General features: G+C 64.2%; 30 protein-coding genes. 13 read left to right on the top strand and 17 right to left on the bottom strand.

Features of this window, described 5'->3' with window-relative positions:
* The first annotated feature begins 26 nt into the window (after window positions 1-26).
* A complete protein-coding gene (locus I2488_RS05560) occupies window positions 27-2,081 on the top strand; it encodes a molybdopterin oxidoreductase family protein (protein ID WP_196274816.1) in 2,055 nt (684 codons plus the stop codon).
* Here the strand turns inward: I2488_RS05560 and I2488_RS05555 are convergent.
* The 5 genes from I2488_RS05555 to dksA form a co-directional block, all read right to left on the bottom strand.
* Window positions 2,078-2,869 (bottom strand): esterase/lipase family protein, encoded by a 792-nt coding sequence (locus tag I2488_RS05555; RefSeq protein WP_196274815.1) that lies wholly within the window; start codon window positions 2,867-2,869, stop codon window positions 2,078-2,080. The genes I2488_RS05560 and I2488_RS05555 overlap by 4 nt on opposite strands.
* 104 nt (window positions 2,870-2,973) lie before the next feature.
* Complete coding sequence (locus I2488_RS05550; protein WP_246465512.1) at window positions 2,974-3,402, bottom strand: DUF4112 domain-containing protein; 429 nt, start codon at window positions 3,400-3,402, stop codon at window positions 2,974-2,976.
* A 5-nt stretch (window positions 3,403-3,407) separates the two neighbouring features.
* Complete coding sequence (locus tag I2488_RS05545) at window positions 3,408-4,874, bottom strand: ABC transporter substrate-binding protein (protein ID WP_196274814.1); 1,467 nt, start codon at window positions 4,872-4,874, stop codon at window positions 3,408-3,410.
* A gap of 40 nt (window positions 4,875-4,914) precedes the next feature.
* Entirely contained in the window at window positions 4,915-5,286 is a 372-nt protein-coding gene (locus I2488_RS05540) for a PilZ domain-containing protein (RefSeq protein ID WP_214652229.1), read from the bottom strand.
* A gap of 165 nt (window positions 5,287-5,451) precedes the next feature.
* Window positions 5,452-5,910: an RNA polymerase-binding protein DksA gene (dksA, locus tag I2488_RS05535; RefSeq protein WP_039332497.1), complete on the bottom strand. Its 459-nt coding sequence runs from the start codon at window positions 5,908-5,910 to the stop codon at window positions 5,452-5,454.
* Between the two features lie 296 nt (window positions 5,911-6,206).
* On the opposite strand from dksA, the gene I2488_RS05530 reads away from it, so the two are divergent.
* Complete coding sequence (locus tag I2488_RS05530; protein WP_196274812.1) at window positions 6,207-6,545, top strand: hypothetical protein; 339 nt, start codon at window positions 6,207-6,209, stop codon at window positions 6,543-6,545.
* A 20-nt stretch (window positions 6,546-6,565) separates the two neighbouring features.
* On the opposite strand, the gene I2488_RS05525 is transcribed toward I2488_RS05530, so the two are convergent.
* From I2488_RS05525 to I2488_RS05495, 7 genes are read right to left on the bottom strand one after another with little or no spacing between them, the layout of a single operon-like run.
* Window positions 6,566-6,877, bottom strand: coding sequence for a type II toxin-antitoxin system RelE/ParE family toxin (locus I2488_RS05525; RefSeq protein ID WP_196274811.1), 312 nt, complete (start codon window positions 6,875-6,877; stop codon window positions 6,566-6,568).
* Window positions 6,874-7,149 (bottom strand): ribbon-helix-helix domain-containing protein, encoded by a 276-nt coding sequence (locus I2488_RS05520; protein ID WP_246465511.1) that lies wholly within the window; start codon window positions 7,147-7,149, stop codon window positions 6,874-6,876. Before I2488_RS05520 ends, I2488_RS05525 begins: the two co-directional genes overlap by 4 nt.
* Window positions 7,150-7,201: 52 nt before the next feature.
* Window positions 7,202-8,332 carry a GNAT family N-acetyltransferase gene (locus I2488_RS05515; protein ID WP_343070991.1) on the bottom strand — a complete coding sequence of 377 codons (1,131 nt, stop codon included), beginning with the start codon at window positions 8,330-8,332 and terminating at the stop codon, window positions 7,202-7,204.
* A gap of 7 nt (window positions 8,333-8,339) precedes the next feature.
* Window positions 8,340-9,116 (bottom strand): glycerophosphodiester phosphodiesterase family protein, encoded by a 777-nt coding sequence (locus tag I2488_RS05510; protein ID WP_196274809.1) that lies wholly within the window; start codon window positions 9,114-9,116, stop codon window positions 8,340-8,342.
* Window positions 9,088-9,555 carry an Atu1372/SO_1960 family protein gene (locus tag I2488_RS05505; RefSeq protein ID WP_196274808.1) on the bottom strand — a complete coding sequence of 156 codons (468 nt, stop codon included), beginning with the start codon at window positions 9,553-9,555 and terminating at the stop codon, window positions 9,088-9,090. Before I2488_RS05505 ends, I2488_RS05510 begins: the two co-directional genes overlap by 29 nt.
* Complete coding sequence (locus I2488_RS05500) at window positions 9,552-10,181, bottom strand: HAD family hydrolase (RefSeq protein ID WP_196274807.1); 630 nt, start codon at window positions 10,179-10,181, stop codon at window positions 9,552-9,554. The genes I2488_RS05505 and I2488_RS05500 overlap by 4 nt, the downstream gene beginning before the upstream one ends.
* Window positions 10,178-10,516, bottom strand: coding sequence for a DUF3572 domain-containing protein (locus I2488_RS05495; RefSeq protein ID WP_425492360.1), 339 nt, complete (start codon window positions 10,514-10,516; stop codon window positions 10,178-10,180). The genes I2488_RS05500 and I2488_RS05495 overlap by 4 nt, the downstream gene beginning before the upstream one ends.
* Between I2488_RS05495 and I2488_RS05490 the strand changes: the two genes are divergently transcribed.
* Window positions 10,510-10,872, top strand: a complete 363-nt coding sequence (locus I2488_RS05490; protein WP_196274806.1) for a response regulator — start codon at window positions 10,510-10,512, stop codon at window positions 10,870-10,872. The genes I2488_RS05495 and I2488_RS05490 overlap by 7 nt on opposite strands.
* 3 nt (window positions 10,873-10,875) lie before the next feature.
* Here the strand turns inward: I2488_RS05490 and I2488_RS05485 are convergent, their stop codons facing one another.
* A complete protein-coding gene (locus I2488_RS05485; protein ID WP_196274805.1) occupies window positions 10,876-11,460 on the bottom strand; it encodes a Pycsar system effector family protein in 585 nt (194 codons plus the stop codon).
* A gap of 154 nt (window positions 11,461-11,614) precedes the next feature.
* Here I2488_RS05485 and I2488_RS05480 point away from each other — a divergent pair, with 154 nt between their 5' ends.
* From I2488_RS05480 to I2488_RS05470, 3 genes are all read left to right on the top strand, one after another.
* Entirely contained in the window at window positions 11,615-11,854 is a 240-nt protein-coding gene (locus I2488_RS05480) for an acyl carrier protein (RefSeq protein ID WP_039332481.1), read from the top strand.
* Window positions 11,855-11,971: 117 nt separating this feature from the next.
* Window positions 11,972-13,171, top strand: a complete 1,200-nt coding sequence (gene spt / locus I2488_RS05475) for a serine palmitoyltransferase (RefSeq protein ID WP_196274804.1) — start codon at window positions 11,972-11,974, stop codon at window positions 13,169-13,171.
* Entirely contained in the window at window positions 13,171-13,992 is an 822-nt protein-coding gene (locus I2488_RS05470) for an SGNH/GDSL hydrolase family protein (RefSeq protein WP_196274803.1), read from the top strand. Before spt ends, I2488_RS05470 begins: the two co-directional genes overlap by 1 nt.
* Here I2488_RS05470 and I2488_RS05465 read toward each other — a convergent pair.
* From I2488_RS05465 to I2488_RS05455, 3 genes are read right to left on the bottom strand one after another with little or no spacing between them, the layout of a single operon-like run.
* Complete coding sequence (locus tag I2488_RS05465; RefSeq protein WP_196274802.1) at window positions 13,989-14,876, bottom strand: sterol desaturase family protein; 888 nt, start codon at window positions 14,874-14,876, stop codon at window positions 13,989-13,991. The genes I2488_RS05470 and I2488_RS05465 overlap by 4 nt on opposite strands.
* Window positions 14,873-15,316 (bottom strand): hypothetical protein, encoded by a 444-nt coding sequence (locus tag I2488_RS05460; RefSeq protein WP_343070990.1) that lies wholly within the window; start codon window positions 15,314-15,316, stop codon window positions 14,873-14,875. Before I2488_RS05460 ends, I2488_RS05465 begins: the two co-directional genes overlap by 4 nt.
* An 18-nt stretch (window positions 15,317-15,334) precedes the next feature.
* Window positions 15,335-15,769, bottom strand: a complete 435-nt coding sequence (locus I2488_RS05455) for a protein tyrosine phosphatase family protein (protein ID WP_196274801.1) — start codon at window positions 15,767-15,769, stop codon at window positions 15,335-15,337.
* Between the two features lie 291 nt (window positions 15,770-16,060).
* On the opposite strand from I2488_RS05455, the gene I2488_RS19695 reads away from it, so the two are divergent.
* The 7 genes from I2488_RS19695 to I2488_RS05420 all read left to right on the top strand — a co-directional run bounded on the left by I2488_RS19695 (window position 16,061) and on the right by I2488_RS05420 (window position 22,978).
* Window positions 16,061-16,861 (top strand): cold-shock protein, encoded by an 801-nt coding sequence (locus I2488_RS19695; RefSeq protein ID WP_196274800.1) that lies wholly within the window; start codon window positions 16,061-16,063, stop codon window positions 16,859-16,861.
* A 170-nt stretch (window positions 16,862-17,031) separates the two neighbouring features.
* Window positions 17,032-18,225, top strand: coding sequence for an aspartate aminotransferase family protein (locus I2488_RS05445; RefSeq protein ID WP_196274799.1), 1,194 nt, complete (start codon window positions 17,032-17,034; stop codon window positions 18,223-18,225).
* The gene (gene argF, locus I2488_RS05440; protein WP_196274798.1) at window positions 18,222-19,151 is read left to right on the top strand and encodes an ornithine carbamoyltransferase; all 930 of its coding nucleotides are present in this window, start codon (window positions 18,222-18,224) and stop codon (window positions 19,149-19,151) included. Before I2488_RS05445 ends, argF begins: the two co-directional genes overlap by 4 nt.
* A gap of 57 nt (window positions 19,152-19,208) precedes the next feature.
* The gene (gene hslO / locus I2488_RS05435) at window positions 19,209-20,069 is read left to right on the top strand and encodes an Hsp33 family molecular chaperone HslO (protein ID WP_196275064.1); all 861 of its coding nucleotides are present in this window, start codon (window positions 19,209-19,211) and stop codon (window positions 20,067-20,069) included.
* A 147-nt stretch (window positions 20,070-20,216) separates the two neighbouring features.
* The gene (locus I2488_RS05430) at window positions 20,217-20,645 is read left to right on the top strand and encodes a DUF3617 domain-containing protein (protein ID WP_196274797.1); all 429 of its coding nucleotides are present in this window, start codon (window positions 20,217-20,219) and stop codon (window positions 20,643-20,645) included.
* 67 nt (window positions 20,646-20,712) lie between these two features.
* Window positions 20,713-21,414 (top strand): 7-cyano-7-deazaguanine synthase QueC, encoded by a 702-nt coding sequence (gene queC, locus I2488_RS05425; protein ID WP_196274796.1) that lies wholly within the window; start codon window positions 20,713-20,715, stop codon window positions 21,412-21,414.
* Complete coding sequence (locus tag I2488_RS05420) at window positions 21,386-22,978, top strand: spinster family MFS transporter (protein ID WP_196274795.1); 1,593 nt, start codon at window positions 21,386-21,388, stop codon at window positions 22,976-22,978. Before queC ends, I2488_RS05420 begins: the two co-directional genes overlap by 29 nt.
* On the opposite strand, the gene I2488_RS05415 is transcribed toward I2488_RS05420, so the two are convergent.
* On the bottom strand, window positions 22,975-23,511 hold the full coding sequence (locus I2488_RS05415) for a superoxide dismutase family protein (RefSeq protein ID WP_196275063.1): 537 nt from the start codon (window positions 23,509-23,511) through the stop codon (window positions 22,975-22,977). The genes I2488_RS05420 and I2488_RS05415 overlap by 4 nt on opposite strands.
* Between the last annotated feature and the right edge of the window lie 6 nt (window positions 23,512-23,517).

The following is a 23,517-nucleotide window of genomic DNA, read 5'->3' as shown; positions in this document are numbered from 1 at the left end:
AACTAAAATACTCCGGGAGAGCAGCGATGCCGACAATTCACCATCGCACCTGCCACATCTGCGAAGCCAACTGCGGCGTGCTGGTCGAAGTCGAGGGCGACAGGATCGTCTCGATCAAGGGTGATCCCGACAACCCTTTGTCACGCGGGCACATTTGCCCGAAGGGCACGGCGCTCCAGGACCTGCAGGAGGACCCTGACCGCCTGCGCAAACCCCTCAAGCGCATCGGCTCGGACTGGCACGAGATCAGCTTCGAACAAGCCTTTGCCGAGATCGGCGAAAAGACCCGCGCGATCCTCGCCCGCGATCCTGACAGCACCGCCGTCTATGTCGGCAACCCCAACGCACACTCCTATGGCAACGCCCTCAACATCGGCTTTCTCGAAAAGGCGCTGCGCACCCGGAACAAGTTTTCCGCCAGCACAGTCGACCAGATGCCGCATCAGGTCGCGAATCTGCGACTGTGGGGCCACGCCAGCATGTTCCCGATTCCCGACGCCGACCGCACGCAGACACTCGTCATACTCGGCGGCAATCCCATGGCATCGAACGGCTCGCTCTGGACTGTCCCCGATTTTCGCGCCCGCATGAAGGACCTGCGCGCGCGCGGCGGCGAACTCGTCGTCATCGACCCGCGCCGCACTGAAACCGCCAAGATCGCCGACCGCCACCTGTTCATCCGCCCGGCCACCGACGTCTGGTTCCTCGTCGCACTGCTCAAGGCCTTGATGGCGCGCAAGCCCCACCGCCCGGTGCAGGATTTCGTCACCGGCCTCGATGAAGTCGGCGCCCTGCTGGAGCGCTTCGGGAGCGAAGCCTGCGCCGCCGCCTGCGGCATCCCCCTTGCCGAAATCGAGCGTCTGGCGGACCGATTTGCCGCTGGCCCCGCTGCGCTCTACGGCCGCATGGGGACGGCCACGCAAGCGCACGGCACGCTCAACGCATGGCTTATCTCCTTGATAAACATCGCATCCGGCCAACTCGATCGCGAAGGCGGCTGGGTCTTCGGACGGCCCGCCGTCGATACCGTCAGCGTCCTGCCACCCGGCTCGATCGGCAAGTACACCTCCCGGGTCTCGGGCCACCGTTCGGTCCTCGGCGAATTTCCCGCCGCCGCCATGGCCGAGGAGATCGAAACCCCCGGCGAGGGCCAGATCAAGGCGCTGTTCGTCGTCGCCGGCAACCCGGTCCTGTCCACCCCCAACGGCTCGCGTCTGGCCAAGGCGCTGGATTCACTGGAGCTGATGGTCTCCATCGACATTTACCGCAACACCACCAGCGCCCACGCCCACTACATCCTGCCCCCCAGCGGACCACTGGAGCGCGATCACTACGGTCTGTTTCTCCTGCCCATGGCTGCGCGCACCATCGCGGTCTATTCGCCGCCGACCTTGCCGCAGACCGAAGGCACCCTTCACGACTGGGAAATCCTGCGCGGCCTTGCCAGCGCGATCAGCGGCGAACCGGTCCAGGCCCCCGCCCCGCGCGAGGCGCTTGACGGACTTCTCCGGACGGGGCCCTACGGCCTCACTCTCCAACAAGTGGAGGATGCTCCCTCGGGCATCGATCTGGGTCCGCCGCCCACCGAACAGTTGCCCGCCCGCCTACGCTCTGCCTCGAAGAGTGTGGCCTGCGCCATACCAGAGTTCATGCTCTGCCTCGGAGAGTTGGAAATTCCGGTCAGCGAGGTTTCGGAGGGCCTGAAACTGATCGGCAGGCGCCATTTGCGCACCAACAATTCGTGGCTCGCCAACAGCCGCCGCCTGATCAAGGGGCCGGATCGCTGCACGGTGATGATGCACCCTGCCGATGCCGAACAGCGCGGCATCGCTGATGGCGCGACGGTAAAGGTCCGCTCAAGCGCAGGAGAAATAAGCCTTTCCGCCGAAGTCACCGAGGACATGATGCCCGGCACCGTCTCCATCCCCCACGGCTGGGGCCACGCCCTCCCCGGCGTCGCCATGGCCAACGCACTCGGCAAACCCGGGGTCAGCGTCAACGACATTACCCTCAACGAAGTCGACCCGCTGTCAGGCAACGCGGCGCTGAGTGGCATCGCGGTGGAGGTTGAGGTAGCTTAGTAGAGCGACACCAACCGCTTCAGCATCGCCGCCACATCCGGGTGCGCGGCGAAACCCAGGTGCGTGCAACGCATTGGAATCGCAAGGTCTCTCTCCCCCTTGCGCCCGCAGGCAGAGCGGGGGGCGACGATCCCGTCGCGCGCACTCCACAGCGCCACGGTCGGCACCGGCGGCTTGGCCGACATGTCCTGCCCGATCGGCGGTTCGTCCACCGAATGGCCTGCGATCAGCTGATAAGCACGCCAGGCGTTGTTGGCGCGGCGGTCTCCGGAGAAGGGCGTTCCCATGGTCACGACCAGCCGCACCGCTTCGGGATGGCGCTTGGCCACCTCGCGCGCGAAGACGCCGCCGAGGCTCCAGCCGACCAGAACCAGCGGCTCGCCTTCCTTGCGTGCCATGGTGACGACACGCTCGCACAGGCGTTCGAAGCGGTCCTCGGTCGGGCCGAAGTTGAAGCCGAGGCCCCAATCGCTGACGCGGTGTCCGGCCGCTTCGAGCGCAAGGCGCAGCGGTTTCATCCGCACAGGGTGAGTGCCAAAGCCGGGCAACAGCATGACGGGCCGCGATTGTGCGGCAGGCTCTTGTGAAACCTGCGCCTGCCGCGAAGCCTGCCAATGCTCAAGCGGCGTTCGCAGTTCGCCGAGAAGCGCCTGCCACTTCGGCCCGCGCGCCTCGGGCGGGCGCGGCTGGAATGCCAGGCTCCCGCGCCGCGCAATCTCCTCGCGCAGCAGCGAAAAACGCGCAGTCGCCTGCCCGATTGCCGCCGTTCGTTCCTGCAGATTGAACATCATTGCCATTGCCTGCGCGCTATCGACCTAACCGGCGATGAACGCCAGCATTTGGCGATTGTTTCAAATTCGCGTCAAGAATCGCCGAAATTGCGGACCTCGCCTTACCCCTCGATTACGCGCGCTTCCGGGTGATGCTTGTCGAGATGTTTGCGCAAGATCTTGAGATTGCGGGAGTTCGAGCGGAAGAACAGGTCGAAGGCGTCGCCGACGATGGGCACCGCACCAAGGGCCGTATCGAAGGCGACATTGGCGCCCATCCGCCACAGCTTCCACTTCGGCAGGCCAAGATTGCGCGCCTCCCACACGATGTAGGCACCCATCGCAGCGGTCAGGAGATCGCCCAATACCGGCACAAGACCGGCAATCGCATCGAGGCCCAAATCGCGGCGGATGCCGGGGATGGTGAAGCTGCGCTCCAGCACGCGCTCCAGCATCTCTACGCGCTGGCGCACCGAGGCGGGATCGTTGCCGATGCCCGGCATTTCCGGGCGCATGCGCTGGGGACGGGTGGCAGAAACGGTGTGGTCCATGCTCCCTATCTGGGGAGCCAGGCCATCGGCGGCAAGGGATGCCAACCCCATGGGCTGGCGGCAAAGCCGGGAGTGCCGCTGCGCACCATCGACCAGCGCAAGGGACGGGCAATGGGAATGAACCCGTTGGCCGCCGTGATCTCGGCCTCGGCCTCGGCCAGCAAGGCTGCGCGCGCGGCGGGATCGGCGGACTTGCGCGCTTCTGCCACACGCTCGTCCCCGACCGGGCTGCACACGGATTTCTGCACGGTGCATGACAGCTGGTTGAGGAACCACGTCGCGCGGCCATAGCGTGCGGCGACATCGATCAGGCGAAGATCGGCCCGGTCCCGCTCACCGACGCGGCGGATCGACAAGCCGATGCGGGCGAAATCGGTCTGCAGCTGCTGGAAAACGAGAGAGGAGCCTGGCCCGCCCGGCATGGCTATATTGAGCGTGGGGACCGATCTGCCACCGGACTTCCACACCGCAACCCGCGCCGCTGCCTGCGCCTGCCGTTCCTCGCTGCTCATGCCCTGCCAGCGTTCGCCGATGGTACCGAGATCGTCCTCGACATCGGGAGACACGACTCGTGTGGTCGGCTGCCAGCCGCCGATGTTGAAGCGGCCAAGCACCGCATCCCGGTCAATGGCCATGGCCAGGGCCTCGCGATTGGCCGCCGCGCCGAGGAACCCTTGCGTACTGTCCACCATCAGGCCGAACAGGCCGATAACCGGATCCAGCTGCACGTTGCCGCGCGTCAGGCCGATAGAACCTGCAAGCGGAATCGTATCGATCCGCCCGCCGAGCAGGACATCGGCGTAGCCATCGTTGAATAGGGCGACCGCCTTGTCCGGCGATGCAAGGGTCACCGCCAGCTTGCGGGCGCGGCGGGCAAAATCGGGTTGCTTGGGCAAGCCGCGCTGTTCAGGCGGAATCAGCGTATAGATCTGTGCCCCGTCTTCATCCTCGCCCCGCGCCATCGGGCCGGTGCCCTTGCCACGCCATGTCAGGGCGAGTTCCGGCTGGGCAAGCAGGGTCAGCAGTTCCGGCACCGGCGAGGACAGATCGATCTCTATTACCCGGTCGGCCATCACCCGGACTTCGTCGATCGCGGCAAGATCCAGCCCGAGTGCCCGCCCCTTGAGGCCGGCAATCGTCTTGCGCAGAGCCAGTGCGGCGCCATCGGCCGTGATGCGCTTGCCATCGGGCCAGGTGCCATCGCGCAGGCGGAAGATGTAGCTCTGGCCGTTGTCGGTAACGATCCAGCGGTCGGCAAGTGCAGGGACTACGCGGCCCTGTTCATCGAAGCCGACAAGCCCTTCGTGCGTGGCGGAGCGCAACAGTTGCGCGGGTGGCGAGAGGCGCTGGCCGCTCTCCTTCAACGCCGCCGCATCGCCCATGACGGCGATTTCCAGCGTCCCGTCGCGCGACTGGCCACAGGCCGAAAGCACGAGTGCCAGGGCAGCAGCGACGGTGTAACGCGGGATCATGCCGGCAACCTAGGCCAGCAGGCCGCCAGCGTCCAGAAGCTCAGATCTTGCGGAGCGGCCCGACCGCCTGTGCAATCGGCGGCTTGACGAAGCGGGGAGTCGATGGACCGGTTCCCACAGGCGCACGGGCCAGCTTGGGATCGATTTCCTCGATGAAGGCGATGCCGAAGCGGTTGTCCTGGATCCAGGCGACGACCCCGTCTACCCAGCCGATGTTGCGCAGATTCACTTCGACCGGCGTACCACGCAGGACCTTCATCGCCCCCTCGGCCATCATGCCGCCAGCAGAGAGGTTGCGCACCTTGACGCGGTGCTCCGCCTCGGTCCCCGAAAGGCGTACCTCGGCCATCAGGAACAGGCTGTCGCGCCCCAGTTGCCGATGGTCGATGCTTGTCACCAAAGGTCCTGCCATTCCTCGAGAAAACCCACGCTTGCACGGCACCTTGCGCCTGCACGCAACGAACTAGCGAGAATTCGTGGAAGTTTCCTAAACCTTGAGGGTAAACAAGGTGTTACTTCGGAACTTTGTTAACTTGGTTGTCATGGTCCCGAACATGCCATGTCCGGGACCTTGCAATCACATGTCGCGAGAAATTTTTTCCCTGCGTTCATGTGCTTCCTGTGCTTCGACGGTCATCGTCGCGATCGGACGGGCGATCAGGCGGCCAAGGCCGATGGGCTCGCCGGTCACTTCGCAGTAACCATATTCGCCTTCATCAATCCGGCGCATCGCGGAATCGATCTTGGCGATGAGCTTGCGCTGGCGATCGCGGGTGCGCAGTTCGATGCCCCAGTCGGTCTCGCTCGAGGCGCGGTCGTTGAGGTCGGGTTCGCGGATCGGTCCGTCCTGCAGCGCGGTCAAGGTGCCAGCTGCGGCGGAGAGGATCGACTTCTTCCATTCCATCAGCAGGCGGCGAAACCAGTCCTGCTGGGCTTCATTCATGTAGGGTTCGTCGTCATTGGGAACATAATCGCTCGGCATCGCACGACGCGCTTTTGCCAGAACGTCAATCTCGTCACTCAAGACCCCAGCCATTCGGCCCTCCGCATAACAAGCTATCCGCCCCTCCCGGCTCGCATTCTTTTCCTTTGCAGGCGTGCAAGCTCCATTGCTGGCGCGCCTATAGGATTGGCCTGTGACACGCACAAGCACTTAGGCGGATATGATGCATTAATGACGACTGAAGCGTGAGCGTTCGCACAGGGTTTTCCGGAACTGTTTCAACGGGAATCACATTTGCACCGTCGTTAACCATTTGTTGACCAAGATCGTTGACCTTTGCCTTCATCGGAAAGCCGGGGGTTCGGCCTTCCTTGCGGGGGTAAAAGGTTATGGGACAGGCTTGGGTGAAACTGGTGGCGACGCATGAGGCTCCGGCCAGCGAATCGCACGATATTGCCGACATGCTGGTGGCATCCTGCCTCGCCGCTGCGGCTGCTGGTGACGCCAGCGCGCTGTTCGATCTGGGTGTTGCCTATTCGACCGGCAGCCACGGCGTGGAATGCGATCTGATCGAGGCGCACAAGTGGTTCAACCTAGCAGCCGTCGGCGGACACGACGAGGCGGCACAATGCCGGGCAGACGTGGCCGATGAGATGACCGCACGCGAAATCGCCGAGGCTCAGCGCCGGGCGCGTGAATGGTTGCGGAGCGGTCGCGCGGCGGCTTGAACTTTCGCTGTTTGCAGCGGCTATTTCGTCTCAACCTTGAGGCGGGCGATACGGTGCATCCTCTCGTGCAGGATAGCAACGATGCCTACAGCGCCGTCTTCCGCTGACTTCCAGTAAATGTAATGCCGCTCATGGCGAATGAACCAACCGTCTACACCGAATTCCGCCGGGATGCGCCTCCAGACGACTTTGCGAGCGGCAATTGCGTCGAAAGTGTCGAACAGACTGCGAATGTATCGCTCCGCCTGCTCATCTCCCCACACATCGCGCGTGTAGAGATAAATCTCGTCAAGCCGGACCGCAGCACCGGGTTCGAGCCGGAAGACTGTCACCTGGCGCGACGATTTCGTTGGATGATGTCGTCTGCCGTGAGTGAAAGAAACTCTGAATCGGGCGTTGCAAAGGCGCGCTGAAGTTCTGCCTTGAGTCGGGCAAAATCCTCCTGTTCCACTCGCTCCATGTCGCGTCTGATGAGGTCACGGACGTACTCGCTGACGTTCTCGTATGAGCCGTCTTCGCCAACGTTCCCTGAAACGAACTCTCCGAGCACGCCACTCACCCGGACATTGAGGTTTAGCGATTTGCCCATCTTCCAGAACCTCATGTCAACATAATCTGCAATATTCTTTACGCGTATCCTGTCACCTAGACAAGTCTCACCCCTTTCTGAATGGGGTCCGCTCTCCGAGATACATCTGGTCCTGCGCGATGCCTGCGCGTTCGCGTTCGAGGAAATCGGCGACGGCGCTGCGGAAGTTTGGGTCGGCGATGTAGTGGGCCGACAAAGTCTGGACGGGTTCGTAACCCCGCGCCAGCTTGTGGCCGCCCTGGGCGCCTGCTTCCACGCGTGACAGACCGAGCGCGATGGCGGCGTCGATTGCCTGATAGTAGCACAGTTCGAAGTGGAGGAAGGGCTTCTCCACCACCGCGCCCCAGTAGCGACCATAAAGCGCATCGCTGCCGATGAAGTTGAGCGCACCTGCCACCGGTTCGTCGCCATCGAAGGCGAGGACGAGGAGGACCTTGTCGGCCATGCGCTCGCCGATCAGGTCGAAGGCGGCGCGGGTCAAATAGGGCCGGCCCCATTTGCGCGCGCCCGTGTCCTGATAGAACACCCAGAAGGCGTCCCAGTGTTCGGGGCGGATGGCATCGCCCGTCAGCTGCCGGATTTCGACGCCGTCCTGCGCGCGGGCGCGCTCCTTGCGCAGGTTCTTGCGCTTTTCGGAACTCAACGCACCGAGGAAATCGGCGAAGCTTTCATATCCGCGATTTTCCCAATGGAACTGGATGTCCGAGCGCGGGAGCCAGCCGGCCTGCTCGAACATGGGTAGCTGGGCAGGCTCGATGAACGTCGCGTGGGCCGAGGACAGGCCGTTGCTGTCGCAGAGCTGTTCGGCTGCGCGCAGGAGCGGCAGCGCAAGGTCGGGACGGTCGCCCAAGAGCAGGCGCGGGCCAGTCGCAGGGGTGAACGGGGCGCTGATCTGCAGCTTGGGATAGTAACTGCCCCCTGCCCTCTGCCAGGCGTCCGCCCACGAATGGTCGAAAACGTACTCGCCCTGGCTGTGGCTCTTGAGATAGGCCGGGAGCGCAGCGGCAGGACGACCGCCCTCACCTTCGATCACGATGGGCAGCGGCGACCAGCCGGAACGGCCGCCGACCGAGCCCGAATCCTCGAGCAGCTTGAGGAAAGCGTGGGATACGAAGGGATTGCCCTGCCCCGCCAGTCGATCCCAGTCTTCGGCAGCGATTTCCGAGACGGACTTGTGAATGCGCGCGGTGTAGGTCACGCGAGGGTCATGCCTCGACGCCCGCGCCCTCGGCAATAGGTCCATCGGCACAGTCGGCAGCGCGGGCCGCGAGTTCGGCGGAGCGGACGGTCCATGTCAGGATGGGAAAGCCGCGCTTGCGCTGGGCGGCGGCAAACTTGCTCGGCAGATCGCGCACGTCCCACGCGAGGAACTGCGGGCGAGCCTGCCAGAAAGCGAGGTGCAGCTTGAGCGAAGCGAGCAGGGTGCGCTTGCCTTCCTCGGTCACGACAAGGCCGTGGACGATGTGGGGCGAATGGCGGCCAAACCAGCGGCTGACGCGGGGGTCGAAGCTCATCACCGCAATCGGGCCGCGATAACCCTCGAGCGCGCGGCGCACGGCGAGGCACAATGGGGCGACGCGGATTTCGCGCCTGGACTTGAGTTCGATAAGCAGGGGTGCGCGACCGGCCACCTGATCGAGGAAGCTGGGTAAGGTGGGTATGCAATCGGTGCTGCCAGTGAGCTGGATCTTGGCGAGAGCTTCTGCGCGGCGTTCGATCACCGCGCCAGTCTCGGCGGTCAGACGGTCGAGGTCCCAATCGTGGAAGACGACCGCCTGTCCGTCAGCCGTGCGCTGCACGTCGCACTCGATGCCCATGCCGCGTTCGATCGCGAGGGCAAAGGCGCTGGGCGAGTTTTCGGGAATACCCGACCCGTGCAGGCCCCGGTGCGCGTAGCTTACGCCGCGCAGCCAGCCGACCCGCGCCTGATCAGGCGCGGGAACGAGCCAGCGGTCAAGCAGGGCGAACAGCAATGACAGCATCGACTTCCACCGCAGCGCCCAGGGGCAGGACCGGAACGCCGACCGCGCTGCGGGCGTGCTTGCCGGCATCGCCGAACGCGGCAACCATCAGTTCCGACGCGCCGTTGGCGACCTTGGGCTGATCGGTGAAGTCTCCGGTCGAGCTGATGAAGGCGCCGAGCTTTACCACGCGCTCCACGCGATCGAGCGAGCCGAGCGCCGCCTTGACCTGCGCCAGAATCATCAGGCCGCAGGCCTGCGCGGCGGCAGCGCCATCCTCGAGGCTCACGTTCTCGCCGAGGCGGCCGGTGACGAGCTTGCCAGCGATGAAAGGCAGCTGGCCCGAGACGTGGAGCAACCCGTTCGCCTCGACCGTGGGCACGTAGGCTGCAACAGGCGCAGCGGCCTGCGGCAGCGTGTGCCCGAGGGCGGCCAGCTTTGCTTCAACAGAATCGGTCACGCGTCTTCTCCATGTATTTGTTCCAGAATCCACGGCAGGGCCGCTTCCCAATCGTCGATTCGGGCGTGGGCGTGGCCGGCCTTGTGGGCGCAGTCGATATGAGGGCTGAGCAGCGGTTCGCCGCACAGGTGCAGGCGGATCACCTCGGGCGTCAGTTGCGAAACCGAATCGTGGTGCTGCGGCAGGTCGTCGATGAACAAGGCGCGCGAGGGGTTGTACTCATCGAGGATCGCCTTGAGCGCCGGCCCCTTCGGCCCCTGGTTGGTAAAGACGCGGGCGTTGATGCCGACATCGGCCAGCTGGCGCGCGCGCATGTCGCGGCGGTGATCGTTGAGGTTGGTGAGGATCACCACGTCGGCATCCTGCCCGACAGCGTTGATCCCGGCGACAGCCCCGGCAATGGCCTGCTGGCGATACATCTCGGTATCGAAGAACTTGTTGAGCAGGTTCCAGATTTCCTGCGGTGGCACCAGCTCGCCATCCTTGGCGTAGCGCATTGCCTTGGAGAAATCGGCGCTGTCCATCTTGAAGGTGACGCCTTGGCTTTCGCCCAGCCAGTCACGGAACGGAGCGACCATGTGCAGCAGCACCTCGTCGCAATCGCTGACGATCAAGGGGCGGCTCATGACAATTCCTTCCGGGCGGCAATCAGGGTTTCGGGCGAGATGTCGAGCGCGAAGGCTGCGTTGACAAGGTCTGCCTCATGGTTGGCGAGAAAATCGAGGACGGCACCCAGCATGGCCGGATCGCCGAGGCCAGCGCGCAGTTCGTCGGGCGTGAGACCGGTTAGGCCGAGGAACCGTTCCGCGCGGTCTCCATCGGACAGGACCCAGCCGAGAGCCTGCAGCGCAAGGGCGGCCGGATCGACGGGGGAGGAAGGCTCTCGGATGATTGTCAGGGCCTTTCGCGGGCAATAAGGGTGGCGCGGTAAGCTTTCGTAAGACAGGCGTGTCAGTGGCAAAAAGAATTCTGGTTGTCGAGGACAACGACCTCAACCGCAAGCTGTTCTGCGATCTGCTGCGCGCCAAGGGCTTCGAGGTGGAACCGGTCGCCGACGGGCGCGAGGCGATCGACAAAACGCGGCTGTTCATGCCGCATCTGGTGATCATGGACATCCAGCTGCCCAACGTTTCCGGCATCGACCTGATCGAGGCGATCAAGGCGGACGAGGAACTGAAGGCAATCCCGATCCTTGCCGTAACGGCCTATGCCGGCAAGGGTGACGAGGAGACGATCAGGGCAGCGGGCGCCGAGGGCTATCTCGCAAAGCCGGTGTCGATCGGGCCATTCATGGTGGCGGTTAACGCGCTGGTCTGAGATTTACATCGCAGCTGCAACGCTATGGGCGTGTTCGATGATGAAGGTCAGCACCGTCAGGCACAGCCCCGCCATGAAGCTTTTGTAGGCGTAGGCGAGGTACTTGTACTTCTTGCGCTGCAGGACCTGCCCGTTCTGGTAGATGTCGTGCAGCATGGTGCGGAACACGGTTTCATCGGCGCGCAGTTCGGACAGGATGGAATCGGTCCATTCGCCCTCGTCCATGTGCGTGAAATAGCCGAAGAACAGCTTGTTGGGCTTGCCGTCGTTGAGCTTTGCCGACCTGGGATTGCTGACTGACGGGAGCACTGCAAACACAGCGCACATCGCCGAGATGAATGCGAACAGCGCGAGCACGCCCAGCGACCATGGCAGCGTTCCGCTCTTGGCCTGCCCGACGGCGATCGTGAAGACGAGGAATGTCGCGCCCATCAGGATCGAAGCCTTGGCGTCGGCCATCTGGCTCAACGTCAGGTTGATCTGCTGCGAGGTGCGAACCAGGTGAATGGCGTGATTGGAGTAGCCGGACGGTGACGGCATCGACGGTGCAGCCAGCGGTTGCTCGGCCTGTGTCTCGACTTGTGCCATCATTCCCCCTCCCAGTTCTTTGGGCCGTTCTGTGCGGTTATCCGTATTTCCGGGGATGACACAGAGGCAGCGCGCTTGACAAGCGTGGCCAATGGCCGCTTTTCGGCCTTAATCGTCTGGCAGGGGGCCTCTCCTGCTCCTTGGAGAAGAATTGATGGATCGCGCCGCAACCGCCGAAAAGATCGCCGAACTGATCGAACCCTTCAACAAGAAGGGCATCGCCATCACCGAAGCGACCACCTTTGCCGGCGATCTCGAATGGGACAGCCTGACGGTGATGGACTTCGTCGCGGCCATCGAGGACGACTTCGACATCATCATCAGCATGAACCAGCAGGCCGAGATCGAGACCTACGGCCAGCTGATCGATGCGGTGACGAAGCTTCAGGGCTGACGACGTACCCCCGCCCCGCTCATGCTGAGCTTGTCTAAGCACCGGACGCAGTGCCAGCATCCTTCGACAGGCTCAGGATGAGCGGACGAAGGTGGAATTCAGGACACGAGAAGTTAGATGACCGACCTTTTCTCAAAGTTCGACCCACTGATCGAACAGCGCCGCGCGCTGCTGGCGGGCGGGGTGGAAGACCCGTTCAACCTGGTGATGGAGCGGGTGATCAGTCCGACCGTCGCCGTGTGCAACGGGCGCGAGACGATCCTGCTCGGCACCTACAACTACATGGGCATGACCTTCGACCCCGACGTGATCGCGGCGGGCAAGCAGGCGCTCGATGATTTCGGCTCGGGCACCACCGGAAGCCGCGTGCTGAACGGCACCTACGCCGGGCACAAGGCCTGCGAGGAAGCGCTCAAGGAGTTCTATGGCATGGATCATGCCATGGTGTTCTCCACCGGCTACCAGGCCAATCTCGGCATCATCAGCACGATTGCCGGCAAAGGTGACTACATCATCCTCGACATCGACAGCCATGCCTCGATCTGGGACGGCTGCAAGATGGGCGATGCCGAAGTGGTGCCGTTCAAGCACAACGACATCGAGGCCATGGAAAAGCGCCTGAAGCGCGTGCCGGAAGGCGCGGGCAAGCTGGTGGTGCTCGAGGGCGTCTACTCGATGCTGGGCGACATCGCGCCGCTCAAGGAAATGATCCGCATCGCCAAGGAAAACGGCGCGATGGTGCTGGTCGACGAGGCACACTCGATGGGCTTCATCGGGCCGAACGGGCGCGGCGTGGCCGAGGACCAGGGCTGCCTTGAGGACGTCGACTTCGTGATCGGCACGTTCTCGAAGTCGGTCGGCACGGTCGGCGGCTTCTGCGTTTCGAACCATCCGAAGTTCGAGATCATGCGGCTGGTGTGCCGTCCCTACGTATTCACCGCCTCGCTTCCGCCGAGCGTGGTGCACACAGCGGCAACGTCAATCCGCAAGCTGATGCATGCCGGGAACAAGCGCGCGCACTTGTGGGAGAACTCCAAGACCCTGCACAAGGGCCTGCGCGACAAGGGCTTCCAGCTTGGCACCAGCGAGCCGCAGAGTGCGATCATCGCAGTGATCATGCCCGATCTCGAACGTGGTGCGGCAATGTGGGAAGCGCTCCTGCACGAAGGACTCTACGTGAACCTCGCCCGTCCGCCGGCAACGCCTGCGGGCATGACGCTGCTGCGCTGCTCGCTCTGCGCCGAGCATTCGGCGGATCAGGTGCAGACGATCATCGGCATGTTCGAGCGCGCCGGAAAGGCCGTGGGGATCATCTGATGCGTCGGGCTCTGGGAGCGGTTCTGGCTCTGGCGGCGTTTCCGGCATGGGCGCAGAACCGCCCTGCCCCGGCAGCCCCGTTGGTTACGCCGCCAGGCGACGGCATGATCGAGAAGCCCTGCCCCGCCGACACGCGCGGGCTGTTCTTCGGCCACCCCTATGTGCGCCAGTACGACTGGGCATGGGAGTGTCGCTATGCCGATGCCGACAAGCAGATCGCGCAGGCGCCGCGCGTCGTGTTCATCGGGGATTCGATCACCGAGAACTGGGTAGGCCTTGCACCTTCGCTGTTCGTGGCAGGCGCAGTGGGTCGCGGGATCAGCGGGCAGACCAGCCCGCAGATCCTTGTGCGCTTCTATCAGGACGTGGTGCGCCTCCGCCCCAAGGTCGTGCACATCATGATCGGCACCAACGACCTTGCCGGAAACACCGGGCCAAACAGCCCGGAGATGTACACCAATCACGTTGCGGCAATGGTCGATCTCGCCAAGGCCAATGGTATCGCGGTGGTGATCGGCAGCATCCTGCCGGCGGCGAAGTTCCCGTGGAAGCCTGCGCTGTCGCCGGCGAGGCAGGTTGTCGCGCTCAATGCCTGGCTGAAGGACTATGCCAAGGCGCGCGGGGCAGTCTTCGCGGATTATCACTCGGCGCTGGTCAACGCCGAGGGCGGTATCAATCCGGAGCTGGCACCCGATGGCATCCATCCCAATGCCAAGGGCTATGCAGTGATGGAACCGATTGCCGAGGCCGCGATCGCCGAGGCGGAGAAGCTTGGTGCGGCGAAGCCCGAACCCAAGAAGGCCGAAACGAAAAAGCGCTAGTCGGCGCTGTTGCGCTCCATCCACCGCGCACGGATAGCATCGGACCCTTCGCGGCTGCCATCGTGGCTCCAGCCGGGCTCGCGCACAAGATACGAGAACTTGTGCCGGAACGGCGCTCGCCAGAAATCGCCGAGCATGCCGCGCCATTCGTGGAAGGCGGCGTGGAGCAGGTGGAAGCTGCCCAATTGCTTGACGATGCCATAGCGGATCGGAAGATCGTCCCGTTCACGCTGGAACGTGCCGAACAGGCGGTCCCAGACGATCAATGCTCCGGCATAGTTGCGATCGAGGTAGAGCGGGTTCGTGGCGTGGTGGACGCGATGGTGCGAGGGCGTGTTGAATACCGCCTCGAACCAGCGCGGCATGCGCCCGACCGCTTCGGTGTGGATCCAGAACTGGCAGATCAGGTTGGCGCCGCCGACCGTCACCAGCATCGCCGGATGGAAGCCGAGCAACGCTGGCCAGATGCGGAACACGAACGAAAGCGCGAAGAATCCGGTCCAGGTCTGCCGCAGCGCCGTCGACAGGTTGTAGTGCTGGCTTGAATGGTGGTTTACGTGGCTGGCCCAGAACCAGCGGACGCGGTGGCCGGTGCGGTGCGCCCAGTAATAGTTGAAATCGTCGAGCACGAAGCAGGCGATCCAGGCCCACCACAGGTTCGGCACGGTGAAGAAGCGATGATCGTAGAGCCACATCGCGGCGGCGAACACAACGCCTGCGGTAAGTGCGCCCGCCACTGTGCTTCCCAAGCCGAGCGCAAGGCTCGTCAGCGTATCACGCGGTTCGTATTTCTCCGGCGCGCGGCGCGCGGCCCAGATCATCTCGGCCAGCACCATGATGACGAAGAACGGCACCGCGTAGGTAACGACATCGATCGGCTTCATGCGGAAGCTCCAAGGCGGCGCAGGCTGGCGGCCCAGACCTGCGCCTGGTCGCCAAGGTCGAGCGTGACCGTGCCGAAGCGTCGGTCATCCGTGGCGATCGTCAGAAAGCGCCCATCGAGCCTGACCCCGGCATGGCTGGTGAGCTGGCGGGTCGCGAAGTGGCTGCCATGCTGGCGGATAAGCAGCACTCGGCCGCGAACATCGCGGGCAAGTGCGCCGTAGCCGGCGCGGTCAACCACGACGTCCTGCGCGTCAAAACCGCAGACGGCGTCCTCCGCCAGGGCGCGCGCCTCATCGGTGCCGTGAATGCGAGGATCACCGCCCAGCCGCATGCGGCCCGCCAGCCATGCCAGCAGCAGGATCGCCAGCAGCGAGCCCAGCAACTGCAGGACCTTGGCCACCCCCGGAGTGGCCAGCGCGGCCTCGATCTGGAAGTTCACGCCGCCCCCCGGTGCAGCTTACCCGGCCTGAGCGGCCAGCATGTCGACCGTGGCCCGGATCGGGCTGATGTCATACCCGGCGCCTGCAGCCTTGGCGGCGATCTCGTCGGGGTTCAGACCCGAACGCGCCTGCGCCAGTGCCCAGAGCAAGGTCGAGCGCGTGCCCGAGCGGCAATAGGCAAGCACCGGCGCGTCGCCCGCTTGCGCCAGCGCAGATTGCATGGCTTCGACTTGCGGCATCGAGAAGCCGGCGTGGCTGACGGGAATGGCCACGTAGGCCATCCCTGCTTCCCTGGCTGCCGCCTCGATGTCGGCACCCGGAACTTGATCGTCGGATTCGCCTTCGGGACGGTTGTTGATTATCATGCCGATGCCCAGCGCCTTGGCATAGGCCACTTCGGCGAGGCCAATCTGTGGGCTGGCATACGTCTTGTCGTCGATCTTGCGAAACATCTGGCGTGTCCTGATAATCTGCTCGACATGCTTGTGCCGAATGCTTTGGGCCGGGGCAAGTACGGCGCTTGCAGTTGCGCAAGTCGGCACAAATGCCACAGTTTTCGGGACGAATTGTGGCCGAGTTGTCGATTCCGTTAGCGGTCCTGCGTTTTTGCTCTATAGTCTTGCCGGCAAAGGTAAGGTCCGGCCTCTAGAGACCGGCACTGATTCCCTCGTCGCGCCGCCGGCTCCCGCGTCCGGCCTGCGGTGCCGTGAAGGTTGGGGCGGATTGAAGGTCTATTGATTTCTATGGGTTTTGACAGAGGGCGGCGCGGTCGCGGTAGAGACAAGCGCGACGGATTCGGCGACGAAGGCGGTTTCGATCCCTACGGCGGTGGCGGCGGCTTTGGCGGCGGCGGTTATGGTGACCGTGGCGGCTTCGGCGGTGGCGATCGCTTCGGTGGCGGCGGCGGACGCGGCGGCTTCGGCGGCGGTGATCGCGGTGGCTTCGGTGGCGGTGATCGTGGCGGCTTCGGCGGTGGCGATCGCGGCGGCTTCGGCGGCGGCCCGCGTGGCGGCGGCGGTGGCGGCTTCGGCGGCCCCCGCGGCGGCGGCATGCCTGCCCAGGTCGTCGGCACCGGCAAGGGTGTCGTCAAGTTCTTCAACGGCCAGAAGGGCTTCGGCTTCATCTCGCGCGAAGACGGCGGTGAGGACGTGTTCGTCCACATCAGCGCTGTCGAACGCGCAGGCCTCGAAGGCCTGGCTGAAGGCCAGACGCTCGAATTCAACCTCGTCGATCGCGGTGGCAAGATCTCGGCGGCAGACCTTCAGGTCGTCGGCGATATCATCCCCGTCGCTTCGAAGCCCGCTGCTCCGCAGCGCGAGCTGACCGGCGAGAAGGCAACCGGCACGGTCAAGTTCTTCAACGCGATGAAGGGCTTCGGCTTCATCACGCGTGACGATGGCCAGCCGGACGCGTTCGTGCACATCAGTGCCGTCGAACGCTCGGGCCTGCGCGAGCTGAACGAAGGCGACAAGCTGGAGTTCGACCTCGAGGTCGATCGACGAGGCAAGCACTCGGCGGTCAACCTGGTGCCGATTCAGGGTTGATCCCGATTGCATCGCTTCCGGTAATCTGACCGGCAGCCTGCACTACATACGCGCACAGATGGCGGTCCGGCAGGGCCGCCATTTGTCGTTTGTCGATTCCCCTTTTTCATTTTGGCCTGCGCAGGATTATTGCGCTATCCCGTAACTTTCGAAACTGACAGGAGAGCTCTATGTCGATCACCCCGCTGATGCCCGTGTACCCCCGGTGCGGCGTGCGTCCGGTGCGAGGCGAGCATTGCCACCTGATCTCCGAGGACGGCACTCGCTACCTCGATTTCGCCAGCGGCATCGCGGTGAACCTGCTCGGCCATTCGAACGAACACCTGATCGGCGCGATCCAGAAGCAGGCCGCAACGCTGATGCACGTGTCGAACCTCTACGGCAGCCCGCAGGGCGAGCATCTGGCGCAGCGTCTGGTCGACCTGACCTTCGCCGATACCGTGTTCTTCACGAACTCGGGAGCGGAAGCGGTGGAGTGCGCGATCAAGACCGCGCGCGCCTATCACTCGGCCGTGGGCAATGACCACAAGTACGAACTGATCACCTTCAAGAACGCCTTCCACGGCCGCACGATGGCCACGATCAGCGCCTCCAACCAGGAAAAGATGCACAAGGGCTTCCTGCCGCTGCTCGAAGGCTTCAAGTACGTCGACTTCGACGACCTTGAGGGCGCCAAGGCGGCCATGGGCCCGAACACCGCGGGTTTCCTGGTCGAACCGATCCAGGGCGAAGGCGGCATCCGCGATGCCTCCGACGAATTCCTCAAGGGCCTGCGCGCGCTGTGTGACGAGCATGACCTCGTGCTGATCTTCGACGAAGTGCAGTGCGGCGTCGCGCGCACCGGCACGCTCTATGCCTACGAACAGTACGGCATCACGCCCGACGTGATGGCAACCGCCAAGGGCATCGGCGGCGGATTCCCGATGGGCGCCTGCCTTGCCACCGAAAAGGCGGCGCGCGGCATGGTCGCCGGCACGCACGGCAGCACCTATGGCGGCAACCCGCTGGCGATGGCGGCAGGCGAAGCCGTGCTTGATGTCGTGGCAAACGAGGAATTCCTGAGCGAAGTGCGCGCCAAGGGCGAGCGGCTGCGCGGCCGCATCGAGCAGTTCATCGGCAACTACCCCGACCTGTTCATCGGCGTGCGCGGGCGTGGCCTGATGCTCGGCCTGATGATGAAGGTCGAGCCGCGTCCCTTCGTGGCCCACATGCGCGACAATCACCAGCTGTTGACAGTCTCGGCGGGCGACAACACCGTCCGTGTGATCCCGCCGCTGGTGATCGACGACAGCCACATCGACGAATTCATGGACCGGCTCTCGGCCGCTGCAGCAAGCTATGCGCCGGAGGCGCCTGTTACATGAGCCAGAGGCACTTTCTCAACCTGACCGATGCTGGTGGCCATGCCATCGCCGCCATGCTCAACGATGCGATTGACCGGAAGGCGGCGCGTGCTGGTCTGCCCAAGGGCCAGCCGGACGCGGATGCGCCGCTTGCGGGGCGCGTGCTGGCGATGGTGTTCGAGAAGAACTCGACCCGCACCCGCGTGTCGTTCGACATCGCCATGCGCCAGCTCGGCGGGTCGGCGCTGATCCTCGATGCGGGGACCACACAGCTCGGCCGGGGCGAGACGATCGCCGACACCGCACGGGTGCTCAGCCGCATGGCCGATGCCATCATGCTTCGCACCGACGATCACGCCAAGGTCGAGGAGCTGGCCCGCTATGCCAGCGTTCCGGTGATCAACGGCCTCACCGACCTGTCGCATCCCTGCCAGATCATGGCGGACCTGCTGACCGTGATCGAGCATGGCAAGGCCCTGCCCGGCCTTGAGGTTGCCTGGCTGGGCGATGGCAACAACGTGCTCAATTCGATTGTCGAGGCGGCGGGCCTGATGAAGTTCAACGTGCGCATCGGCGTGCCCGAAGGGTACGAATCCGATGCGGCGATGATCGAGGCGGCGAAGCTGGCTGGCGGCGGAATCCGTGTCGTGCGCGATCCGATCGAGGCCGTGCGCGGTGCCGACGTCGTCGTGACTGACACCTGGATTTCGATGGGTCAGTCCTATGCCGAGGCCAAGCTGGCAGCGATGGAACCCTATCAGGTCAATGACGCCTTGATGGCCCACGCGAAGCCTGATGCGCTGTTCCTCCACTGCCTGCCTGCACATCGCAACGAGGAGGTCACGGATTCGGTAATCGACGGGCCGCGCTCGGTCGTGTGGGACGAGGCCGAAAATCGCATCCATGCGCAGAAGTCCGTGCTGCGCTGGGCCTTTGGCCAGATCTGAAGGGTTTGAATTGCAGTGAGTGAACAGGTCCAGCCGTCCACCGGTTTCGACACGGTGATGCACTTTACCCTGCCGCACAAGAACGCGCGCGGCCGGGCGGTCCGGCTGGGCCCGGTTCTCGACACGATCCTTTCGGCCCACGCCTATCCCGCGCCGATCCGGCACCTGCTGGCCGAAGCGCTGACGATCACCGCACTGCTCGGCTCGCTGCTCAAGGGCGAGGACAGCCAGTTGACCCTGCAGGCCCAGACGCAGGACGGAATCGTCGACCTGCTGGTCTGCGATTACCGCAATGGCGAACTGCGCGGCTATGTGCGGCACGATCGCGCGCGGCTCGACGAGCTGGGCCCTGTGCCGTCATTGTTCTCGCTGTTCGGTGAGGGATACCTCGCAATCACCTTCGACCTTGCCGCTACCGGCCAGCGCTATCAGGGCGTCGTCCCGCTCGAAGGGGAATCTCTGGCGGAAGCGTGCCAGAGCTACTTCTTCCAGTCGGAGCAGATCCCCACGCTGATCCGCATCGGTGTCAGCAATACGCCTGGGGCCTGCGTGGCTGGCGGACTGCTGCTGCAGCACTTGCCTGAAGGGGAAGAAGGCCGGGAGCGGCTGCACGTTCAGCTCGACCATCCGGAATGGGAGCATGTCGCTGTCCTTGGCGGCTCGGTCAGCGAAGCCGAACTGGTCGATCCATCGCTCGACCTCGAAAGCGTGGTCTGGCGGCTGTTCCACGAGGAGCCGGAAATCCGGACCGAAACCGGCACCGGCCTCACCCGTGGCTGCCGCTGCACCATCGAGCACTACCGCGACATCCTTTCCCGTTTCGCGGCTGCAGAACGGGCAGAGATGGAAAACGATGATGGATTGATCGTCGTCGATTGCTCCTTCTGTTCGCGAGAGTTCGCCATCGACATAGACTGACGGTCGACCTCACCGTGAAACATGACAGGGTTTTTCACACCTTGTCGCGCATATGGACCGTTCCGTCTCGCGCAACACGGTGATATGATCCAGCCTTAGGTGAGCAAAGGCACAGACGCCTGCGCTCACGGGTGCGAGTAGGGCTTCATGTCTTCACGTCTGATCTCCGCGCGCGGCCTCGTTCGCGCAATCGGGCTGTCGGCGCTGGCCGGCGGGGCATTCCTGGCGACCTCGGGCGTCGCTCAAGGCCCTGCACTGGCCATGCTCGATCGCCTGGAACCGGGCCTGTGGGAAGTGCGGGCCCGCGATGAGGCGGATACGGTCCAGGTCTGCGTCGACAACGGGCGCAAGCTCATCCAGGTGCGCCACCGCGGTGAGGCCTGCAGGCGTTTCGTCATCGAGGACGCGCCCACCATGGTCACCGTGCAGTACACTTGCCCGGCAGGTGGCTATGGCCACACGCGGGTCCGTTTCGAGAACCCGCGTCTTGCCCAGCTGGAAACGCAGGGAATCGACAAGGGACTGCCATTCAACTTCATAGCAGAGGCGCGACGGCTGGGTCCTTGCCCGCGCTGAAGCGGGAAGCATAAAGTTACTTGCGAGACCATTGCATCGGGCGGGCTGCGCGGGTAGCCCATTGGCAATGTCCCCAAACGTCGAAGTCGCTCAAGCTCCCCTTGCCGTCGTTCTCTTGTCGGGAGGCCTCGATTCGATGGTCTGCGCCGGGCTGGCCAAGGAACAGGGTTTCCGCGTCCTCGCCCTGACGATCGACTACAACCAGCGGCACCGCGTGGAACTTGATGCGGCGCGGGTGATTGCCGAGCGCGTTGGTGTGGAGCGCCACGTGATCCTGCCGCTGGACTTGCGCCAGTTCGGCGGCTCGGCGCTCACGGCAGACATCGACGTGCCCAAGGATGGCGTGGGCGACGACATCCCGGTCACCTACGTTCCGGCTCGCAACCTGGTGTTTCTTTCGCTCGCCTTGGCATGGGCGGAAGCAGCCGGATCGAAGGATCTCTTCATCGGTGTGAACGCGCTGGACTATTCGGGCTATCCCGATTGCCGACCGGAATTCGTTCAAGGATTCGAGGATCTTGCGCGCATCGCCACCAAGATCGGCAGCGAGGGCGGGACAGTGACGGTCCATGCCCCGCTCCAGCATCTCAAGAAATCACAGATCGCGCAGGAAGCAGCGCGACTGGGGCTCGACGCAGGCCAGAGCTGGTCCTGCTACGATCCCTTACCCGATGGGAGAGCCTGCGGTGTGTGCGACAGCTGTCGTCTGCGGCGCGCAGGGTTTGAAGAGGCAGGCCTGAATGACGGAACCCGGTACGGCGAAGATTGACGGCAATTATGCCCCGAAGCCAGAGCAGGAAGCCACCGCGTACAGCTGGTACGTGCTCGGCATCCTGGTGTTGGTCTACATCCTGAATTTCGTCGACCGGCAGATCCTTTCGATCCTCGCCAACGACATCAAGAAGGATCTTTCGCTTACCGACGCGGACCTCGGCTTCCTTTACGGCACAGCGTTTGCGGTGTTCTATTCGCTGTTCGGCATTCCGTTGGGCCGACTGGCGGACAGCTGGCACCGCGTGAGACTGATGAGCGCCGGGCTGGCACTGTGGTCGGTCATGACCGCAGTCTCCGGCCTTTCGCGCACCGGAGGACAATTGACGGCTGCGCGGATCGGCGTCGGTGTCGGTGAAGCGACTGCCAGCCCTGCGGCTTACTCGCTGATCTCCGACTATTTCCCGCAGCGCCTGCGCGCGACAGCCCTGGCGATCTATTCGTCGGGCCTGTTCCTCGGCGGCGGCCTGTCGCTTCTCGTCGGCGGCCTGATCGTGGAGCGATGGAACGCCGCATACCCGGACGGCGGCCCGCTGGGCCTTGTCGGCTGGCAGGCGGCCTTCATGGCGGTGGGCCTTCCCGGCGTCGCCCTCGCACTGCTTGTGGCGACACTGCGAGAGCCTGTGAGGGGCGCAATCGATGGTCTGCCGACACCCAGCCTCGAGCGCCCGTTCAAAGGCTTTCTTGCCGAACTCGTCACGGTCATCCCCCCGCTCACGCTGATCGGTGCCTTGCGTCGCGGACCTGTTGCGCTCGCCGCCAACCTGGCCGTTGCAGCGCTGATCGCCGCGTGCATCTACGGCCTTACAGCGATGCTCGGAAATGCCACGCGGCAACAATGGATCTTCATCGGCGTGGGCATCTACGCTGTCTACAGCTGGGCCAGCGCCCTGCGCGCGCGCGATCTGCCGACCTTCCGGCTGATCTGGGGCACCCCGGCATTCCTGTGCACCACGCTAGGGTACGGCATGGTCGCCTTCACTTCCTATGCCACCTCCTACTGGGCCGCGCCCTATGCCGAGCGGACGTTCGATATCGCCAAGTCGGAACTGGGCTGGTTCATCGGAGCGCCCGGCGCGCTCGCAGGCTTTCTCGGCGTCATTCTCGGCGGACGCATAGCTGACGCCCTTTATCGCCGCTCACCTTCCGGCCGGGTTTTCGTAACGCTGTTCGGTCTGATTGCGCCCATTCTGCCATTGGTCGCGGCCTTCAATGCCGACAGCTTCACCACCTTCGTGGCGATGCTGTTCATCGCGCAAACAATGTCCAGCAGCGCTCTTGGTGGAGCAGCAGCAACAAGTCAGGCGCTGGTCCTGCCACGCATGCGCGGCACTGCGACGGCGACCTTCTTCCTCGCCACCACGCTGGTCGGTCTCGCTCTGGGTCCGTTCATGGCCGGCTATGTCTCTGCCACCAATGGCGACGACCTGGCCTTGGGTGTGCTGTCCACGCTTGTCGCGGCGCCTGTCGGATTTGTCCTGCTTGTTGTCGCGATACGGACCGTCCCGGCAGCCTTGGCGAGCATCGATCAGCGCGCCAAGGCTGCGGGCGAAGGGATCTAGCCTGCCCGGCTGAGGACACCGCAGGCGATCCGCCCACCGCTGTTGCCGCTGGGGTCGGTCTTGTAGTCATCCGGACCGGCGTGCACGACAACGGCCGTGCCGTCGGCATCAAGCAGGTTGGCGAGCAGATCGGCTGCTCCGCCTGTGAGGGGTGCCCGCACCTCGCCCATGCCATCGGCTGCGACCATGATATTGGGCAGATCTCCAAGATGCGGTCCGGCCGGGTTCATCGAACCATGCTGATGCGCGGTGGGATTAAGATGGCCACCCGCCGAGGTGAAACCAGGCGCTTCGCACTTGCCCGTCGTGTGAAGGTGGATGCCATGCTGCCCCGGTGACATCCCGCGCACTTCAGCCACCAGCGATAGCGCAGTTCCGGATTGCTCGATCCGCGCGTTGCCAACCGGTGCCCCCGCGGCATCGGCGAGCGTTGCCTGCGCAATCGTCGGGGTCTTGTCCGTTTTGCCCATCGTCGCGCAGGCTCCCAGCATGAGGGAGCAGGCCACTGGCAGAATTGCCGCCTTGTTCAGCATCGTCAC

The organism is Novosphingobium jiangmenense, assembly GCF_015694345.1.
GTDB classification, from domain to species: Bacteria; Pseudomonadota; Alphaproteobacteria; order Sphingomonadales; family Sphingomonadaceae; genus Novosphingobium; species Novosphingobium jiangmenense.
The sequence above is the reverse complement of the archived record's forward strand: the minus strand, read 5'-3'. Positions and strand labels throughout refer to the sequence as shown.